15 protein-coding genes are annotated in these 15,120 nt (G+C 64.9%); 4 read left to right on the top strand and 11 right to left on the bottom strand.

Going from position 1 to position 15,120, the window contains the following annotated elements; genetic code table 11:
• Window positions 1-9: 9 nt before the first annotated feature.
• A complete protein-coding gene (locus tag ACFFUC_RS00865) occupies window positions 10-297 on the bottom strand; it encodes a hypothetical protein (RefSeq protein ID WP_377682651.1) in 288 nt (95 codons plus the stop codon).
• A 319-nt stretch (window positions 298-616) separates the two neighbouring features.
• On the opposite strand from ACFFUC_RS00865, the gene ACFFUC_RS00860 reads away from it, so the two are divergent.
• On the top strand, window positions 617-1,249 hold the full coding sequence (locus tag ACFFUC_RS00860) for a LysE family translocator (protein WP_377682649.1): 633 nt from the start codon (window positions 617-619) through the stop codon (window positions 1,247-1,249).
• A 155-nt stretch (window positions 1,250-1,404) separates the two neighbouring features.
• On the opposite strand, the gene ACFFUC_RS00855 is transcribed toward ACFFUC_RS00860, so the two are convergent.
• The 6 genes from ACFFUC_RS00855 to ACFFUC_RS00830 all read right to left on the bottom strand — a co-directional run bounded on the left by ACFFUC_RS00855 (window position 1,405) and on the right by ACFFUC_RS00830 (window position 8,046).
• A complete protein-coding gene (locus ACFFUC_RS00855) occupies window positions 1,405-1,902 on the bottom strand; it encodes an RNA pyrophosphohydrolase (protein WP_377682647.1) in 498 nt (165 codons plus the stop codon).
• Window positions 1,899-3,308: a S41 family peptidase gene (locus ACFFUC_RS00850; RefSeq protein ID WP_377682645.1), complete on the bottom strand. Its 1,410-nt coding sequence runs from the start codon at window positions 3,306-3,308 to the stop codon at window positions 1,899-1,901. The genes ACFFUC_RS00855 and ACFFUC_RS00850 overlap by 4 nt, the downstream gene beginning before the upstream one ends.
• On the bottom strand, window positions 3,305-4,492 hold the full coding sequence (locus ACFFUC_RS00845) for a murein hydrolase activator EnvC family protein (protein WP_377682643.1): 1,188 nt from the start codon (window positions 4,490-4,492) through the stop codon (window positions 3,305-3,307). The genes ACFFUC_RS00850 and ACFFUC_RS00845 overlap by 4 nt, the downstream gene beginning before the upstream one ends.
• Entirely contained in the window at window positions 4,489-6,012 is a 1,524-nt protein-coding gene (gene gpmI, locus ACFFUC_RS00840) for a 2,3-bisphosphoglycerate-independent phosphoglycerate mutase (protein WP_377682642.1), read from the bottom strand. The genes ACFFUC_RS00845 and gpmI overlap by 4 nt, the downstream gene beginning before the upstream one ends.
• A gap of 202 nt (window positions 6,013-6,214) precedes the next feature.
• Window positions 6,215-7,393: a dual-specificity RNA methyltransferase RlmN gene (gene rlmN, locus ACFFUC_RS00835; protein WP_377682640.1), complete on the bottom strand. Its 1,179-nt coding sequence runs from the start codon at window positions 7,391-7,393 to the stop codon at window positions 6,215-6,217.
• Between the two features lie 125 nt (window positions 7,394-7,518).
• Window positions 7,519-8,046, bottom strand: a complete 528-nt coding sequence (locus tag ACFFUC_RS00830; RefSeq protein WP_377682639.1) for an invasion associated locus B family protein — start codon at window positions 8,044-8,046, stop codon at window positions 7,519-7,521.
• Window positions 8,047-8,190: 144 nt separating this feature from the next.
• On the opposite strand from ACFFUC_RS00830, the gene ACFFUC_RS00825 reads away from it, so the two are divergent.
• Entirely contained in the window at window positions 8,191-9,180 is a 990-nt protein-coding gene (locus tag ACFFUC_RS00825) for an asparaginase (RefSeq protein WP_377682637.1), read from the top strand.
• Window positions 9,181-9,238: 58 nt separating this feature from the next.
• Here ACFFUC_RS00825 and ACFFUC_RS00820 read toward each other — a convergent pair whose 3' ends face one another.
• Genes ACFFUC_RS00820 through fsa form a run of 4 tightly spaced genes read right to left on the bottom strand, consistent with a single transcriptional unit; the run spans window position 9,239 to window position 12,359 of the window.
• Entirely contained in the window at window positions 9,239-10,000 is a 762-nt protein-coding gene (locus ACFFUC_RS00820) for a TSUP family transporter (protein ID WP_377682636.1), read from the bottom strand.
• Window positions 10,001-10,042: 42 nt separating this feature from the next.
• A complete protein-coding gene (locus tag ACFFUC_RS00815; RefSeq protein WP_377683590.1) occupies window positions 10,043-10,942 on the bottom strand; it encodes a tyrosine recombinase XerC in 900 nt (299 codons plus the stop codon).
• Window positions 10,943-10,974: 32 nt separating this feature from the next.
• Window positions 10,975-11,706: a DUF484 family protein gene (locus tag ACFFUC_RS00810; RefSeq protein ID WP_377682634.1), complete on the bottom strand. Its 732-nt coding sequence runs from the start codon at window positions 11,704-11,706 to the stop codon at window positions 10,975-10,977.
• The gene (gene fsa, locus ACFFUC_RS00805; RefSeq protein WP_377682632.1) at window positions 11,706-12,359 is read right to left on the bottom strand and encodes a fructose-6-phosphate aldolase; all 654 of its coding nucleotides are present in this window, start codon (window positions 12,357-12,359) and stop codon (window positions 11,706-11,708) included. The genes ACFFUC_RS00810 and fsa overlap by 1 nt, the downstream gene beginning before the upstream one ends.
• A gap of 249 nt (window positions 12,360-12,608) precedes the next feature.
• Between fsa and ACFFUC_RS00800 the strand changes: the two genes are divergently transcribed.
• Window positions 12,609-12,758 carry a hypothetical protein gene (locus tag ACFFUC_RS00800; protein WP_377682631.1) on the top strand — a complete coding sequence of 50 codons (150 nt, stop codon included), beginning with the start codon at window positions 12,609-12,611 and terminating at the stop codon, window positions 12,756-12,758.
• Window positions 12,759-12,773: 15 nt separating this feature from the next.
• Window positions 12,774-14,978, top strand: a complete 2,205-nt coding sequence (locus ACFFUC_RS00795; RefSeq protein WP_377682629.1) for a primosomal protein N' — start codon at window positions 12,774-12,776, stop codon at window positions 14,976-14,978.
• Window positions 14,979-15,120: the final 142 nt, after the last annotated feature.

Raw genomic sequence — 15,120 nt, 5'->3', positions numbered from 1 at the left:
CGGATGCCGTCAGGCGCCGCGCATTTTCTTGACGATCAGGCCGACGACGATCTGCACCACCGCGCCTGCCGCACCGCCGCCGACGAGGTTGCCCGCGAGGGCCGCGAAATCGACGCCGCTTGCCGCCGCTGCAGTGCCCGAGCTCAGCAGCCCGCCCAGAAGCTGCCCGCCGCCAAGCCCGCCCAGAGCGCCGACGACGGCATTGCCGAGCCCGCCCATGTCGCCGTCCTTGACCGCTTTGCCGGTGGCCGTGCCGCCAAGCGCGCCGCCGATCACTTGTGCCAGTATCTGTTCCATCCCTTGCTCCTTTACCGTCTCGCGCGAAGACTTTTGCGCGATTAACAAAAGGCTAGGCGCGGCGGCATAAAGCACAAAGAGTTTTAAGCAACTTCAGCCTATTGCGACGAAAATCCTGCGCGGGGTGCGGGATTTAGATGCCAAACAATCACAGGTTGCCCCATTGCGGCAGTCGTTCGGGAAGCGGATTGCCCAAAAAACAGGCGGTGCGGGGCCTGAGACAGAACGAGCCGATAGCGAGGACATGCGACAGGATGGCTGGTGCTGGTACGGAGTTCGGGTCTATTCTTTGGGGCAAAGGAAAAGACGAGGGGCCGGAATGCCGGAGACAACAAGCCTGCTTGCTTTCGCGCTCATCGCGCTCGGGATGGTGCTCACGCCCGGTCCGAACATGGTCTACCTGATTTCCCGATCCATCAGCCAGGGCCGAACCGCGGGGCTGATTTCGCTGGGAGGAGTCGCCCTCGGGTTCGTCTTCTACATGATGTGCGCCGCATTGGGGATCACGGCAATCGTCATGGCCGTTCCCTTTGCCTATGACACATTGCGTTTCGCGGGCGCGCTCTATTTGCTTTATCTGGCATGGCAGGCGGTCAAGCCGGGCGGCCGATCGCCGTTTCAGGTGAAGGACCTCCCCAAGGACAGCCCCGGAAAGCTGTTCGCAATGGGGTTTCTGACCAATCTGCTCAACCCCAAGATTGCCGTCATGTATCTTTCGCTTCTGCCGCAATTCATCAGTCCCGAACACGGGAGCATTCTGGTGCAATCCGTGGTTCTCGGCATGGTGCAGATTGTCGTCAGCGTGAGCGTCAATGCCATGATCGCCGTCGCGGCCGGAAGCATTGCCGTTTTTCTCGCCGGTCGCCCGACATGGCTCATCGTGCAAAGATGGCTGATGGGTACGGTTCTGGCGGGTCTTGCTCTGCGAATGGCGACGGAAGCGCGCCGCTAGATCGCCCTGTCGCGCCATTTTCGGGATCCGCGATGGATCGGCCGTCCCGTGCATGTCTGGTCAACTTTACCGGCATCCGGCGGATGTGAAAACGGCGGCCTGCGCGATTGACGCGGGGACCGCCGTGTCGGCTTTGCGGGCAAGGGCCCTGACGGTTACGCCAGATGGCTGCGGAAATCGGCGATGATGGCGGCGTAGACATCGCGTTTGAAGGGCACGATCTTCTCCACCAGCTCGCTGGCCGAAGTCCATTGCCAGCGGTCGAATTCGGGGATCTCTGTCTCGATGCTGATGTCGCTGTCCCGACCCTTGAATCGCATCAGGAACCATTTCTGGCGCTGGCCGCCGTACTTGCCCTTCCAGATCTTGCCGACCAATTCGTCGGGCAGATCGTAGTACAGCCAGTCGGGGCTTTCGCCGATGACCTCGACCAAAGCGGCGGGGACGCCGGTTTCCTCGGTCAGCTCGCGTAGCGCGGCATCGTGCGGGGTCTCGCCCTTGTCGATCCCGCCCTGCGGCATTTGCCAGGCGTCCGAGGGATTGTCGATGCGGTGGCCGGCAAAGACCAGCCCTTCGTCATTGACCAGAACGACGCCGGCGCAGGGGCGGTAGGGCAGGCCTTGCGGCCCGACCCGTTCGTCATGCTTGCTCATTGTGCCGCAGCCCCTTCGCCGGCATCGGCGGTGTCGCCGCCGCTATTGGCGGGTGCCGCGGTCGAGCCGCCTTCGATCGCCGACAGACCTTTGAGGATATCGACCGCATAGGCGAGCTGGTAATCCTCGTCGCGCAGCTTGGCAGTGGCCTCGACCTGCTGGGCCTCTTCCTCCATCTGCTTGCGCTCTTCATCGGTGATCGCGTCGTTGTTGAGCGCCCCGCGCAGATCCGCTTCGGAATTCGAGAAGCTCGAGGCCGAACGCGGCGCATCGGCGTCGGCTTCTTCGGTCGTCGGGCGGCGCGGCTGTTCGACGATGATGTCGGGGTTGATGCCGAGCGCCTGGATCGAGCGGCCCGAAGGCGTGTAATAGCGCGCCGTGGTGAGGCGGATCGCGCTGTCCGAAGTCACCGGCATGACGGTCTGGACCGAGCCTTTGCCGAAGGATTTCGTGCCCACCACGATGGCGCGGCGGTGGTCCTGCAAGGCGCCGGTCACGATTTCCGAGGCCGAGGCGGAGCCGCCGTTGATCAGCACGACCATCGGCTTGCCCTCGGCCAGATCGCCGAGCTTGGCGTTCCAGCGCTCGCTGTCTTCGGCTTTGCGGCCGCGGGTCGAGACGATCTCGCCCTTGTCGAGGAAGCCGTCCGATACCTCGATCGCCTGGTTGAGCAGGCCGCCGGGGTTGTTGCGCAGGTCAAGGACAAAGCCCGTGACCTTGTCGATCCCGCCCGCCTCTTCGACGGCTTTGGCCAGTTCGGTTTTCAGCGTCGAGAAAGTCTCGTCGTTGAAGGTGGTGACGCGCAGCACGACCGCATGGCCGATGACGCGGGACTTCACCACGGTCAGTTTGATGGTGTCGCGCACGACTTTGAGGTCGAAAGGCTCTTTTTCGCCCTGACGCAGGATGGTGATGGTGATTTCCGACCCGATCGGGCCGCGCATCTTTTCGACGGCATCATCGAGATTCAGCCCCATCAGCGATTCGCCGTTCACATGGGTGATGAAATCGCCCGCCTTCACGCCCGCTTCCGCAGCAGGGGTGTCGTCGATCGGAGAGATGACCTTGACCAGCCCGTCTTCCTGCCCGACCTCGATTCCCAGACCGCCGAAGCTGCCGCGGGTCTGGGTCTGCATGTCCTCGTAATCCTTGGCGGCGAGGAAAGAGGAATGCGGATCCAGCGAGGTCAGCATGCCGTTGATCGCCGCTTCGATCAGTTTCTTGTCGTCGACTTTCTCGACGTAATCGGCGCGCACGCGCTCGAAGACATTGCCGAAAAGGTCGAGCTGCTCATAAACCGACACTTCCTTGCCGGCTTCCTGCGCGATCAAGGGCGCGGCCAGCTGCGTCGTCACGATAGCGCCAGCCAAAGTGCCGATCGCGCCTGCAAGAAGATAGTGTTTCATTCGGTCGTCCCGTCCTGACCTGTGTCACCAACAATCGGATTCATCACGAACCAATCCGCCGGGTCCAGTGTTTCCTTGCCCTTCCGCAGCTCAAGATAGAGCGTCTGCGTCAGGTCCGCATCATTTCCCGCAGCTGCGCCCTGCACGAATCCGATCCCGAATTCCTGTGCCGAGCCTTCCTTGCCGCCCATCAGCCCCACCGGCTCGCCTGCGGCCAGAACGTCGCCGACCTCGCCGAAGACCTGCGACATGCCGGCAGCCACCAGCAAATAGCCCTGTGCGGGTTCGAGTATGGTGACATTGCCGTAATCCAGCAATGGCCCACGATAACGGATTGTTGCCGGCCACGGGGTTGTGACCAATGCCGCCGGAGCGGTCGCAATCACAAGGCCGGGGCGGCTGACATTGGCGGCATCGGGCTGGTTGTAGCCGCGCAGCACGCGTCCGACGACCGGCAGCGGCAGGCTGCCCTCGGCCCCCTCGAAGTCGGCGAGGGGCGCGCCCACGTCCTTTTCCATGCTGATGATGCCGTCGGCAAAGGCAGAAAGCGTGTCGACCGATTGCACCAGAAGCTTCAGCTCTTCGGGGTCCTCGCCAAAGCGCACAGGCAGGTTCGAGCGGTCGGTGACGGCGCTGGCCAGCAGGCGGCGCGCCTCCTGCACTTCGCCCAAGCCCTGCGCCAGCGTATTGGCGGCGCTTTCCTCCAGCGCGCGCACGGTGCGGATTTCGCGCAGCTGTGCGCCCAGAAGATCGGCCTCGGCCTTGAGCGAAGGCGCGATCGAGGTCAGGATCATGCCCGAACGTGCGGTGGCCTCGGGTCCGGCGGGATGCAGCAACAGCGCGGTTTCGGGCGATTTCTCCATCGCCGTCATCACGCCCAGAACGCGGCCCAACCGGTCGCGGCGCGCGTCGAATTCCTCGAGGATCTGCTGCTCGCGCACACCGGCGCGGCGAAGGCCCGAGCGCAGGGCGGCAAGGCCCTTTTCATAGGCGCGGATCATCTCGGTCAGGGCCACGACCTGGTCGTTGGCGCTGAGCGCATTGTCGAGCTGCGCGGTTGCATTGCGCAGCTGCTCGGCGGCTGCGGCGGCCTCTTCCGAAGCCTGATTGACCGGCGAGGCGGCCAGAGCGGGGGCCTGAGCCACCGCCAGAGCAAGAACGAGCAGCGGGGCCAGATATCTCATGCGCGCACGATCAGGCTTTGGCCGGTCATCTCGGCAGGCTGGTCGACCCCCATCAGTTCGAGCACCGTCGGCGCGACATCGGCCAGACGCCCTGCGCGCAGGCTGATCCCCGCAGGCCCGCCGTGAACGATCACCGGCACCAGATTGACGGTATGGGCGGTATGGGGGCCGCCGGTCTCGGGGTCGATCGTGGTCTCGCAATTGCCGTGGTCGGCGATCACCACCGCGGCCCCGCCAACGCGGTCGAGCGCCTCGATCATCATGCCCAGACCCTTGTCGACCGCCTCGCAGGCCTTGATTGCGGCGGTCAGGCTGCCGGTATGGCCGACCATATCGGGGTTGGCGTAGTTCACCACGATCAGGTCGTAACCCGCCTCGATCGCGCCGACCAGACGCTCGGAGACCTCGGGTGCGGCCATTTCGGGCTGCAGGTCATAGGTCGCGACCTTGGGGCTCGCGGGCATGTAGCGGTCCTCGCCTTCCTCGGGGGTCTCTTTGCCGCCGTTGAGGAAGAAGGTGACATGGGGATATTTCTCGGTCTCGGCCAGACGGAACTGGCGAAGGCCCTTCTGTGCGACCCAGGCGCCAAGCGTATTGGCGACCTGCCGCTTGGGGAAAGCGGCGGTCATGAAGGTGTCGTGCAGGGTCGAGTAATCGACCATGCCGAGCATCGCCGCCCATTGCGGGCGTCGGCCGGTCTCGAAGGCGGAGAAATCGGGCTGAGCAAGCGCCGCAAGGATCTCGCGGGCGCGATCCGCGCGGAAGTTGAGGCAGAAAAAGCCGTCGCCGTCCTTGGCCCCGCCATAACCCGCGATGATCGTGGGCTGGATGAATTCGTCGGTCTCGGCGCGGGCATAGGCATCGACCACGGCCTGCGCCGCATCGGGTGCATGGAGCCCCTCGCCGGTGGTGATCGCGCCAAAAGCCCGCGCGACCCGCTCCCAGCGGTTGTCGCGGTCCAGCGCATAATAGCGCCCGATCACGGTGCCGATCTTCGCGCCGACCGGTAGGGTGCCCGCCAGCTCGGTCATGAACCCCATTGCCGATTGCGGCGGCACGTCGCGCCCGTCGGTGACGGCGTGAACCACAACCGGCACGCCCTTGTCGGTCAAAGCGCGAACCGTGGCCTGAAGATGCGCGATATGGCCGTGCACACCCCCATCCGAAACCACGCCCATCACATGGGCCGTCCCGCCGCTCGCGCGCAATTTGGCGATCAGATCGGTCAAGCCGGTATTGTCGTAGAAAGACCCGTCCTCGATCGCGAGATCGATCTGCCCCAGATCCATCGCCACGACCCGACCCGCGCCGATATTGGTATGGCCGACCTCGGAATTGCCCATCTGGCCGCGCGGCAAGCCGACGTCGGGGCCGAAGGTGATCAGCGTGCCATGGGGATCACGCCCCATCAACCGGTCGAAATTCGGCGTCTCTGCCTGATCGGGGGCGCTCTGTTCGGGACGGTCGGAAATCCCCCAACCATCGAGAATGCACAGAACTACGGGTTTGGGATTGCTCATCAGGGCCTCGATATGGGTCAAACGGTTTCTACGACGTGTGCCGCATATGGGCAAGGATTGCGCGGAAACTTCAAAGGAGCGTGATCCCCCCGCCTCTGGTTCCCGTTAACCGTGCAAGAAAAAAGCAGGGTGCCGTTTCGGCCCCTGCTTTCTTCATCATGAAAATACCCGATAAAACGGCGCCGCAACGGGCGGTCGGGGTTTAGCCGGCAGCTTCCGCCGCAATCTGGGCGGCATTCTTGCGGCCGCGCTCGGTCGCCGATTTCAGCTGGCCGCAAGCCGCCATGATGTCCTCGCCGCGCGGGGTGCGGATCGGGCTGGCATAACCGGCTTTGTAGATGATGTCGGCGAAGGCCTGAATGCGCTCCCAGCTCGAGCGTTTGTAGGGCGCGCCCGGCCATTCGTTGAAGGGGATCAGGTTGATCTTGGCCGGAATGCCGCGAATGAGCTTGATCAGGCGGCGCGCATCGGCATCGCTGTCGTTGACCCCGTCGAGCATGACATATTCAAAGGTGATGCGCTCGCTGTTGGACAGCCGCGGATAATCGCGCAGCGCGCCCAAAAGCTCTTCGATGTTCCATTTCTTGTTGATCGGAACCAGCTTGTCGCGGGTCTCGTCGGTTGTGGCATGGAAGCTGATCGCGAGCAGGCAGCCGATTTCCTCGGCCGTGCGCGCGATTTCGGGAACGACGCCCGAGGTCGACAGCGTAATGCGGCGGCGCGACAGGCTGATGCCCTCGCCATCCATCACCACGCGCATGGCGTTGCGCACGTTGTCGAAATTGTACAGCGGCTCGCCCATGCCCATCAGCACGATATTGGAGACAAGGCGGGTCTCGTCCTTGGGTGCGCCGGGCTGCGGCCATTCGCCCAGATCGTCGCGCGCGACCAGAACCTGCCCCACGATTTCGCCCGCCGTCAAGTTGCGCACCAGCTTCTGCGTGCCGGTATGGCAGAAGGAGCAGGTCAGCGTACAGCCGACCTGGCTCGAGATGCAGAGCGTGCCGCGATTGTCCTCGGGGATATAGACCGCCTCGACCTCGTGGCCGCCCGCGATGCGCAAGAGATACTTGCGCGTGCCGTCCTCGGAGACCTGGCGCGTCACGATCTCGGGGATCGCGATCTCGAAGTTGTGGGCGAGAAGGGCGCGGTAATCCTTGGCGAGGTTGGTCATCAGGGCGAAATCGCGCACGCCCCAGTGATAGACCCATTGCCAGATCTGGCCGACGCGCATCTTGGCCTGTTTCTCGGGCGTGCCGGCCTCGATCAAAGCCTGCTGCAATTCCTCGCGGGTCAGGCCCACGATATTTTTCAGCGCGGTTTCGGGAAGCTTGCGCGGGATGGTCAGAACATCCTGCGTGATCGGAGCGGCCTGCATCATGACAAAACCCAAGGGATAAGGAAGGTCAGCCCAATATGGGGTCTTTTGTCGTTTTTCAATGGAAAAAGCCCCGACCTTGCGGACGGGGCCTGAAATCGTGATCGCGAAAGACGATCCGCGCGGGCTTATTTGCAGTTGGCCTGCGCCGCATTGGTGGCTGCGGTGATGCCCGACAGCGAGAAAGTGTCGGCGGTCACGGTGCCGCGTGCCGAACGGCCGGTGACAACCGCGGACGAGCCGCCGCGCAGTGCCGAGACCAGACGGCCGTCTTCGGCAGGCGAGCCTGCCCAGGCGTTTTCACCCTCGGTGAAGAGGTTGAACTTGTTGCCGCCGATATTCACTTCGACGGTCGAATCGGGTGCGAAAGGATAGCCGCCCGAGAACGAAACCTCGCCGGCCGAGCCGCCGCGATAGGAGACGTAAAGGCGGATGTCGCCGCGGTTGACCTGTGCGGGCTTGCCGTCCTTGGTGTTCTGCGACGATTTCGGTGCCGAAACCGCCCAGCATTCCTTGGGGCTATTCGCGGCAAAAACGGTCCAGTCGCCTTCGGTTGCGACGACATTGGTCGAATCCTGAGCAAGAACCGGTGCGGAAGTTGCAGCGATTGCGATCAGGGTTACAGCCGCTGCGGTCCGCAGCGAGGGGATATTCATGCTCTGGCCTCCTGCCAATATCCGGTTTACCGGACTTGTTTCGGAATACGATGGTCTTTTCAACCGTCTGCCGACAGAATAATGCGAAACGCGAGCGCGGCAACAGCCCCGAGAGTGAGAAATCGCGCAAATGTCAGAGGAAATATGACTAGATCTGCTGCGGAACTGATCGAATTGTGGCGCGGCGGCCTGAAAGAGAGCACCCATCTCGGTCATGTCGTCATTGCCGATGCGCACGGGATCGTCGAGGCATGGGGCGATCCCACCGCCACGATCTTCCCGCGGTCCTCGTGCAAGATGCTGCAGGCGTTGCCGCTTTTGGAAAGCGGTGCGGCGGACAAGGTCGGGCTGTCCTCGCGGCAGCTGGCTCTGGCCTGCGCCAGCCATCAGGGTGCCGAAATCCATACCGGCGCGGTCTCGGCATGGCTCGATGCGATCGGTCTGGCCGAGGGCGATCTGCGTTGCGGCGCGCATATGCCCAATGATCCGGTGGAGAAAAAGCGTCTGACCTGTTCGGATGCCTCGCCCTGCCAGATCCACAACAATTGCTCGGGCAAACATGCGGGCTTTTTGACGCTGAACCAGCATTTGCGCGGCGGCAGCGAATATGTCGAGCTCGACCATCCCGTCCAGAAAGCCGTCCGCGCGAGTTTCGAGGAAGTGACCGGCGAAGAGGCGCGTGGTTGGGGCATCGACGGTTGCTCGGCTCCGAACTTCGCCTGTTCGGTCGAAGGCCTGGCCCGCGCCATGGCCGGTTTCGCCAAACCTGCGGCAGGGGTGCGCGGCAAGGCGCAGCAGCGCCTTTTCGAGGCGATGGTCGCCCATCCCGAACTGGTGGCCGGCGAAGGCCGTGCCTGCACGGAGCTGATGCGCGCCATGGCCGGTCGCGCCGCCGTCAAGACCGGTGCCGAGGCGGTTTTCGTGGCGATCGTGCCCGAACAGGGGCTGGGCGTCGCGCTCAAGGTCGTCGATGGCGGCACGCGCGGATCGGAGGCGGCGATCACCGCGCTGATGGTCCATCTCGGCCTGCTCGAAAAGGATCATCCGGTGGCGATGAAATATCTCTCCGGGCCTTTGACCAACTGGCGCGGCATGAAAACCGGCGAGCTGCGGCGCTCGCGCGGGTTTCCGTAGCAAGCGGGTGCTTGCGGCCCTTGGCGGGTATTTGACGTGATGAAGAAAGCCTTGGCCCTCATGCCAGCATCTGCCAGATGAGCCGCAAGGCGAGGGCGGTCGAGGTCACGACCAGCAAGGGTTTGATGACCTTGGCGCCGATCTTCATGGCAAGTCGCGAGCCGAGTGTCGCCCCCGCGATCTGCGCAACCGCCATCATCGCGCCGAGCAGCCAGAGCGGTTGGCCGACCAGCGCGAAGGCCGTGAGCCCGCCGAGGTTCGAGGCGAAGTTCAGCAGTTTGGTATGGGCCGTGGCCTTCAGGATGCCGTAGCCCGCCAGCATGACGAAGCCCAGCATGTAGAAAGCGCCCGCACCGGGCCCGAGCAGCCCGTCGTAAAAGCCGATGAAGGGCACGACGATCGCGGCGAAAAGGGCGGGGCGCATGCGTTCGGCGCGGTCCTGATCGTTCAGGCCGGGTTTGAGCGCGAAGAAGATCGCAATGCCGATCAGCAGGACGGGCAGGATGTAGCCGAGTGCCTGCGTCGGGATATAGCTCACCATCAGCGCGCCGCAGAGCCCCGCCGCAAAGGCGATCGCGGCCGAGCCCAGCTGTTTGCGCGGATCGACCAGCCCGCGTCTTGCATAGGTGATCGCGGCCGTTGCCGCGCCGAAGCCGCCCTGAACCTTGTTCGTGGCCAGTGCCTGCGCGGGCGGCAGGCCTGCAAGCAACAGGGCGGGGACCGTGATGAGGCCGCCTCCGCCCGCGATGGAATCGATGAAGCCCGCCGCGAAAGCCGCGACGACCAGCATGGCGATGAGGTCATAGGAAAGCTCGAGCATGGCGCCCCATTGCGCCGCGCCGCGCGGGAAGTAAAGCGGCGATTATGCGCGCGGGTGGGCGGCGCGATAGACCGCGAGCAAATGCGCATCATCGACGCCGGTATAGACCTGTGTCGTCGACAGGCTGGCATGGCCCAGCAATTCCTGAATGGTGCGCAGATCGCCCCCCGCCGCCAGCAGATGCGTGGCAAAGGAATGGCGCATCGCATGGGGGGTCGCGCTCGGCGGCAGGCCCAGCCTTTCGCGCGCAAGCCGCATCACGCCCGCCACCTGACCGGGGGAGAGCCTTGCTCCGCGGACGCCGCGAAAAAGCGCCTCCTCCGCGCTTGGCTGCCAGGGCGATAGCCGCAGGTAATCGCCCACGGCCTGACGCGCGACCGGCAGGACCGGCACTTGGCGTTCGCGCCCGCCCTTGCCGCGCACCAGAAGGCTTTCGCCGATCGGCCAGTCGCGACCATCAAGCGCGAGCGCCTCGGAGATGCGCAGGCCGCAGCCGTAAAGCAGTGTCAGCACCGCCAGATCGCGCGCCGCGACCCAAGGCGTCTCGTGGCCCGTTGCCGCCATGTCCAGCACGTCTTGCGCCTGATCGGGGGCCAGCGGGCGCGGCAGGGTGCGCGTATAGCGCGGCCCGCGTGTATTGAGGATCTTCGAGGCCTCGAAGCCTTCGCGGTCCGAGAGCCAGCGGATGAAGCTGCGCACCGCCGACAGCCTGCGCGCCAGAGACCGCGCGCCGAGGCCGCGGCCACGCTCGCTGGCCGCGAAGGCGCGCATATCGGTTTGCGTCAGATCGTGGAGGTTGGACGGCAAGGCGGGCGTGCCGCGATACTGGCCGATGAAGGCCAGAAAGGCCAGGAGATCGCCCTGATAGGCCGTGATCGTATGGTCCGAGCGGTCGCGCGTGCTGCGCTCGCCCTCGAGCCAGCGCGACAGGCTGTCCGACATGGCGGGCGCGAGGGCCAGTTGCGGCTCGGTGCTCACTCGCGCAGCCAGCCGATCAGTACGCGCTGGAAGGCCTGCGTGAAGAAACGCAGCAGGTCGGTGCCGTGGCTGGGCATGAAGCGGGTTGCCTCGGTCGAGCCCATGACCAGAAGCGCCGGCCAGCGCCCGAGGCCGAGGTCGATCGGCATCAGCGCCTCGGAGAGGATCGGGCTTTCGGTCTTGCCGTGGATCGCGGCGGTCGCGGGCAAGGCCGCGCGCAAGGTGATCACGTCGCGGCGCACGGGGCGCCCGCCCGCCTGCAGCAACCGTCCGATCATGCCCGCGGGCAGGACCTGCAGCGCGGCTTGCGTGGGTGCCTCGGCGGCGCTGCTGGTCTCGAAGACCAGACGCAGCGTGTCGATGCGCAGGATCGGCGCGATCGTGGTTTGCAGGCTGTCGAGGAAAGCAGGGAAATCGGCGGGCTCGAGCAGGGCCAGAACCGCGCGGTGGATGGTGTTCATCCCCGACTGGTTCTCGTAGGCGGTCGAGATCACGGTTTCATGCGTGACTTCGAGCCGCTCGAGCCGGTCTTCGAGGGCCGCCATCGCGCGGCCCCGGATATCGATGACATTCCCGCCGATCTCTTCTTCATGCGCGCCGATCAGGGCACGCATGAGGTCGCGGTCGGCGAGGATCAGTTCGGGGTTCGAAAGCAGCAGCTGCCGGAAGTCGTCGGCAAGCACGTTCTGGCTGTCGGCGGTAGGGGCAGGGCTTTCGAACTCTGCCATCAGACGATCTTCTGGCCGGTTTTGGCCCAGTCGGCGTTGAACTGCGCCAGACCCTTGTCGGTCAGCACATGGCTCGCCATTGCCTTGATGATCGCCGGCGGAGCGGTGATCACGTCGGCGCCGATACGGGCCGCGTCGGTGATGTGGTTGACCGAACGGATCGAGGCCGCGAGGATTTCCGTCTTGAAGTCGTAGTTGTCGTAGATTTCGCGGATCTGGGCGATCAGTTCCATCCCGTCGAGGTTGATGTCGTCCAGACGGCCGATGAAGGGGCTGATGAAGGTCGCGCCGGCTTTGGCGGCCAGAATGGCCTGAGCCGCGCTGAAGCACAGCGTGACGTTGAGCTTGTGGCCCTCACCCGAAAGGACTTTGCACGCCTTGAGGCCGTCCCAGGTCAGCGGCACCTTGATCGTGATGTTCGAAGCGATCTTCGCGAGGTGGCGGCCTTCGGTGATCATGCCTTCGGCGTCGTTGGCGACGACTTCGGCGCTGACGGGGCCTGCGACCATTTCGCAGATCTCGCGGGTGACCTCTTCGATATTGCGGCCCGATTTCGCGATGATGGACGGGTTGGTGGTCACACCATCGACCATGCCCAGATCGTTGAGTTCGCGGATCGCATCAACATCGGCGGTATCGACAAAGAATTTCATGGCGCAGGGCCCCTGTATTTTCGGAAATTTGCAGGAGGTTTAGCGCAGATTGCCCCGCGCGAAAAGACCGCGCTGGCTCCTAATCGTCCGATGGCCGCCCGCCGGACGTCGCGGCAGCGCGCGCAGGGCGGCATTTCGGGCGCATGGCTTGCGGTGGGGCGGGTGCTCGTGGCACAGTCGCTTGGGCTTGGCGGCCGGTGCGGCCGGATGCGCGCCCCATCCTATTCTGACCATGACGGAGAAGGCCCCATGGAAGCGGCAGCCGGCAGCATTTACGACATTCCGACGATGCTCGAGGCGGGGGCCGTGCTCGTCGCGGTCGTCATGCATACTTTCCCCGCGATCATCATGACGCAGTTTTTCGGTGTCCCTGCCGCTTTCCCGACCATGGGTTATTGACCCTTATCCCGCATCATGGCTGATCCCCTTTTCTTCTTCCCCCACGGCAGCCGCATCGCGGTCCTGACGCAGGAGCCGGTCGGGATTCTCGACTATCTTGCGCCCGAAGGTGGCGTGCGGTTGGGCCAGCTTGTGTTGGTGCCCTTGGGGCCGCGCCGCGTCATGGGCGCGGTTTGGGGCGAGGGGAAGGGCGGGTTCGACGCCTCGAAATTGCGTCCCGTCGCGCGGGTGATCGATGCCGAACCGCTCTCTGCCGAAATGATGGAATTCCTGACGCGGATGGGCGATTACACCCTGACGCCGATGCCTTTGATGCTGCGGATCGCGACGCGTGCGCCCGATCTCGACCAGCCGCCCGCGAACCGGCGCATCCTGCATCGCGCCGGTCCCGCCCCCGAGCGCATGACCGAGGCGCGCGAGGCCGTGTTGCGTGTCATCGAGGATCACGGCGGCGCGGGCTTCGCCCCTTCGGAACTTGCGCAGCTGGCCGGTGTCTCCGCCGGCGTCGTGAAGGGGCTGGTCGAGGCCGGTACTCTGGTCGAGACGTCGGCCCCCCGCGATCTGCCCTATCCGCGCCTTGATCCCGCGCTGCCCGGCAAACCGCTTGCGCCCAATCAGGCCAGCGCGGCGCAGACCATGCGCGAGGCTCTGGCGCGGCGAAGCTACGGCACGACGCTTTTGCGCGGCGTGACCGGCTCGGGCAAGACCGAGGTCTATCTGGAAGCGGTCGCGGAATGTCTGCGCCAAGGACGGCAGGCTTTGGTGCTTTTGCCCGAAATCGCGCTGTCTTCGGAGTTTCTCAACCGCGTCGAGGCGCGGTTCGGTGCGCGGCCAGGGGAATGGCATTCCGGCATCACCCGCTCCGAGCGCCGCCGCTTGTGGCAGATGGCGGGGCGGGGCGAGGTCCAGCTGGTCGTCGGTGCGCGTTCGGCGCTTTTTCTGCCCTATCGCGACCTCGGGCTGATCGTCGTCGACGAGGAACACGACAGCTCCTACAAACAGGATGACGGGGTTTTCTACAGCGCGCGCGACATGTCGGTGCTGCGCGCCTCGATTGCGGGGGCGCATGTGGTGCTGGCCTCTGCCACGCCCTCGATCGAGACATGGGTGAATGCGCAAAGCGGCAAATACGAGCGGATCGACCTGCGCTCGCGCTATGGCGGGGCCGAGTTGCCGGATATGGGCGCGATCGATTTGCGCGCGCAGGATCTGCCCTCGGGGCGCTGGATTTCCCCGAGCCTTGCCAAGGCGGTCGATGCGCGGCTGGAAAAGGGCGAGCAGTCGCTGTTGTTCCTCAACCGTCGCGGCTATGCGCCAGTCACGGTCTGCCGCGCCTGCGGCCAGCAGATCGGCTGCGACAATTGCGATGCGCGCATGGTCGAACACCGTTTCCAGAACCGCCTTGTCTGCCACCAATGCGGCGAGACGAAGCCCATCCCGCAGGCCTGCCCCTCCTGTCAGGTCGAGGGCAAGCTCGCAGCGGTCGGCCCAGGTGTCGAGCGTCTGGCCGAAGAGGTCGCCGAGCGTTTCCCCAACGCGCGGATGGCTGTGCTGTCCTCGGATTTGTTCAATTCGGCGCGGGCGCTGAAAGAGGCGATTGCCGAGATTTCCAACGGCCAGACCGATATCATCATCGGCACGCAGATCGTGGCCAAGGGGCACAACTTTCCGCGCCTGACGCTGGTGGGCGTGATCGACGCCGATCTGGGGCTTCAGGGCGCGGACATGCGCGCGGCCGAGCGCAGTTTCCAGTTGATGCGGCAGGTCGCGGGGCGGGCGGGGCGCGAGGGCGGCAGCGCGGCGGGCGTCGCGCTTTTGCAGACCCACCAGCCCGAGCATCCGGTGATCCGCGCGATCTTGTCGGGCGAGGACGAGGATTTCTGGGATGCAGAGGCCGAGAGCCGGCGCGGCGCGGGCATGCCGCCTTTCGGGCGTCTGGCGGGGATCATCCTGTCCCATCCCGACCAGCCCGTCGTCGAGGCCTTCGCCCGCGAGCTCGCCCGTCGCGCCGAGCCTTTGCGCGCCGCGGGGGCCGAGCTGTTCGGTCCCGCGCCCGCGCCGATCGCGCGCGTGCGCGGCCGTTTCCGCGTGCGCATGTTGATCCGCGCGCCCCGTCAGGCGCCTTTGCAGGCGGCGATCACCGACTGGCTGGCGCGCGCGCCGAAATATCCGCCGAACCTGCGCCTTTCCGTGGATATCGACCCGCAAAGCTTCTTCTGAAGGGACCGCGCAGGGGCTTTGCCGGTGGCGCGCGACCCATGCGCGGCAAGGTCGATTTCGGGGTTATTCGAAAGAATATGTCTGAATGATCTTGGCAATCTCGCAAAAATGTGACCCTTTCGCGCAAGACTGACGCGTTCAC

It is taken from the genome of Paracoccus cavernae, assembly GCF_042430175.1.
GTDB lineage: Bacteria > Pseudomonadota > Alphaproteobacteria > Rhodobacterales > Rhodobacteraceae > Paracoccus > Paracoccus cavernae.
This window is presented reverse-complemented; position numbering and strand designations above follow the sequence as displayed.

Bases quoted from the DNA above. Each gene is read 5' to 3' on its own strand.
- ACFFUC_RS00865 (WP_377682651.1), bottom strand. From the start codon at position 297: ATGGAACAGATACTGGCACAAGTGATCGGCGGCGCGCTTGGCGGCACG.
- ACFFUC_RS00860 (WP_377682649.1), top strand. From the start codon at position 617: ATGCCGGAGACAACAAGCCTGCTTGCTTTCGCGCTCATCGCGCTCGGG.
- ACFFUC_RS00855 (WP_377682647.1), bottom strand. From the start codon at position 1,902: ATGAGCAAGCATGACGAACGGGTCGGGCCGCAAGGCCTGCCCTACCGC.
- ACFFUC_RS00850 (WP_377682645.1), bottom strand. From the start codon at position 3,308: ATGAAACACTATCTTCTTGCAGGCGCGATCGGCACTTTGGCTGGCGCT.
- ACFFUC_RS00845 (WP_377682643.1), bottom strand. From the start codon at position 4,492: ATGAGATATCTGGCCCCGCTGCTCGTTCTTGCTCTGGCGGTGGCTCAG.
- gpmI (WP_377682642.1), bottom strand. From the start codon at position 6,012: ATGAGCAATCCCAAACCCGTAGTTCTGTGCATTCTCGATGGTTGGGGG.
- rlmN (WP_377682640.1), bottom strand. From the start codon at position 7,393: ATGATGCAGGCCGCTCCGATCACGCAGGATGTTCTGACCATCCCGCGC.
- ACFFUC_RS00830 (WP_377682639.1), bottom strand. From the start codon at position 8,046: ATGAATATCCCCTCGCTGCGGACCGCAGCGGCTGTAACCCTGATCGCA.
- ACFFUC_RS00825 (WP_377682637.1), top strand. From the start codon at position 8,191: ATGACTAGATCTGCTGCGGAACTGATCGAATTGTGGCGCGGCGGCCTG.
- ACFFUC_RS00820 (WP_377682636.1), bottom strand. From the start codon at position 10,000: ATGCTCGAGCTTTCCTATGACCTCATCGCCATGCTGGTCGTCGCGGCT.
- ACFFUC_RS00815 (WP_377683590.1), bottom strand. From the start codon at position 10,942: ATGTCGGACAGCCTGTCGCGCTGGCTCGAGGGCGAGCGCAGCACGCGC.
- ACFFUC_RS00810 (WP_377682634.1), bottom strand. From the start codon at position 11,706: ATGGCAGAGTTCGAAAGCCCTGCCCCTACCGCCGACAGCCAGAACGTG.
- fsa (WP_377682632.1), bottom strand. From the start codon at position 12,359: ATGAAATTCTTTGTCGATACCGCCGATGTTGATGCGATCCGCGAACTC.
- ACFFUC_RS00800 (WP_377682631.1), top strand. From the start codon at position 12,609: ATGGAAGCGGCAGCCGGCAGCATTTACGACATTCCGACGATGCTCGAG.
- ACFFUC_RS00795 (WP_377682629.1), top strand. From the start codon at position 12,774: ATGGCTGATCCCCTTTTCTTCTTCCCCCACGGCAGCCGCATCGCGGTC.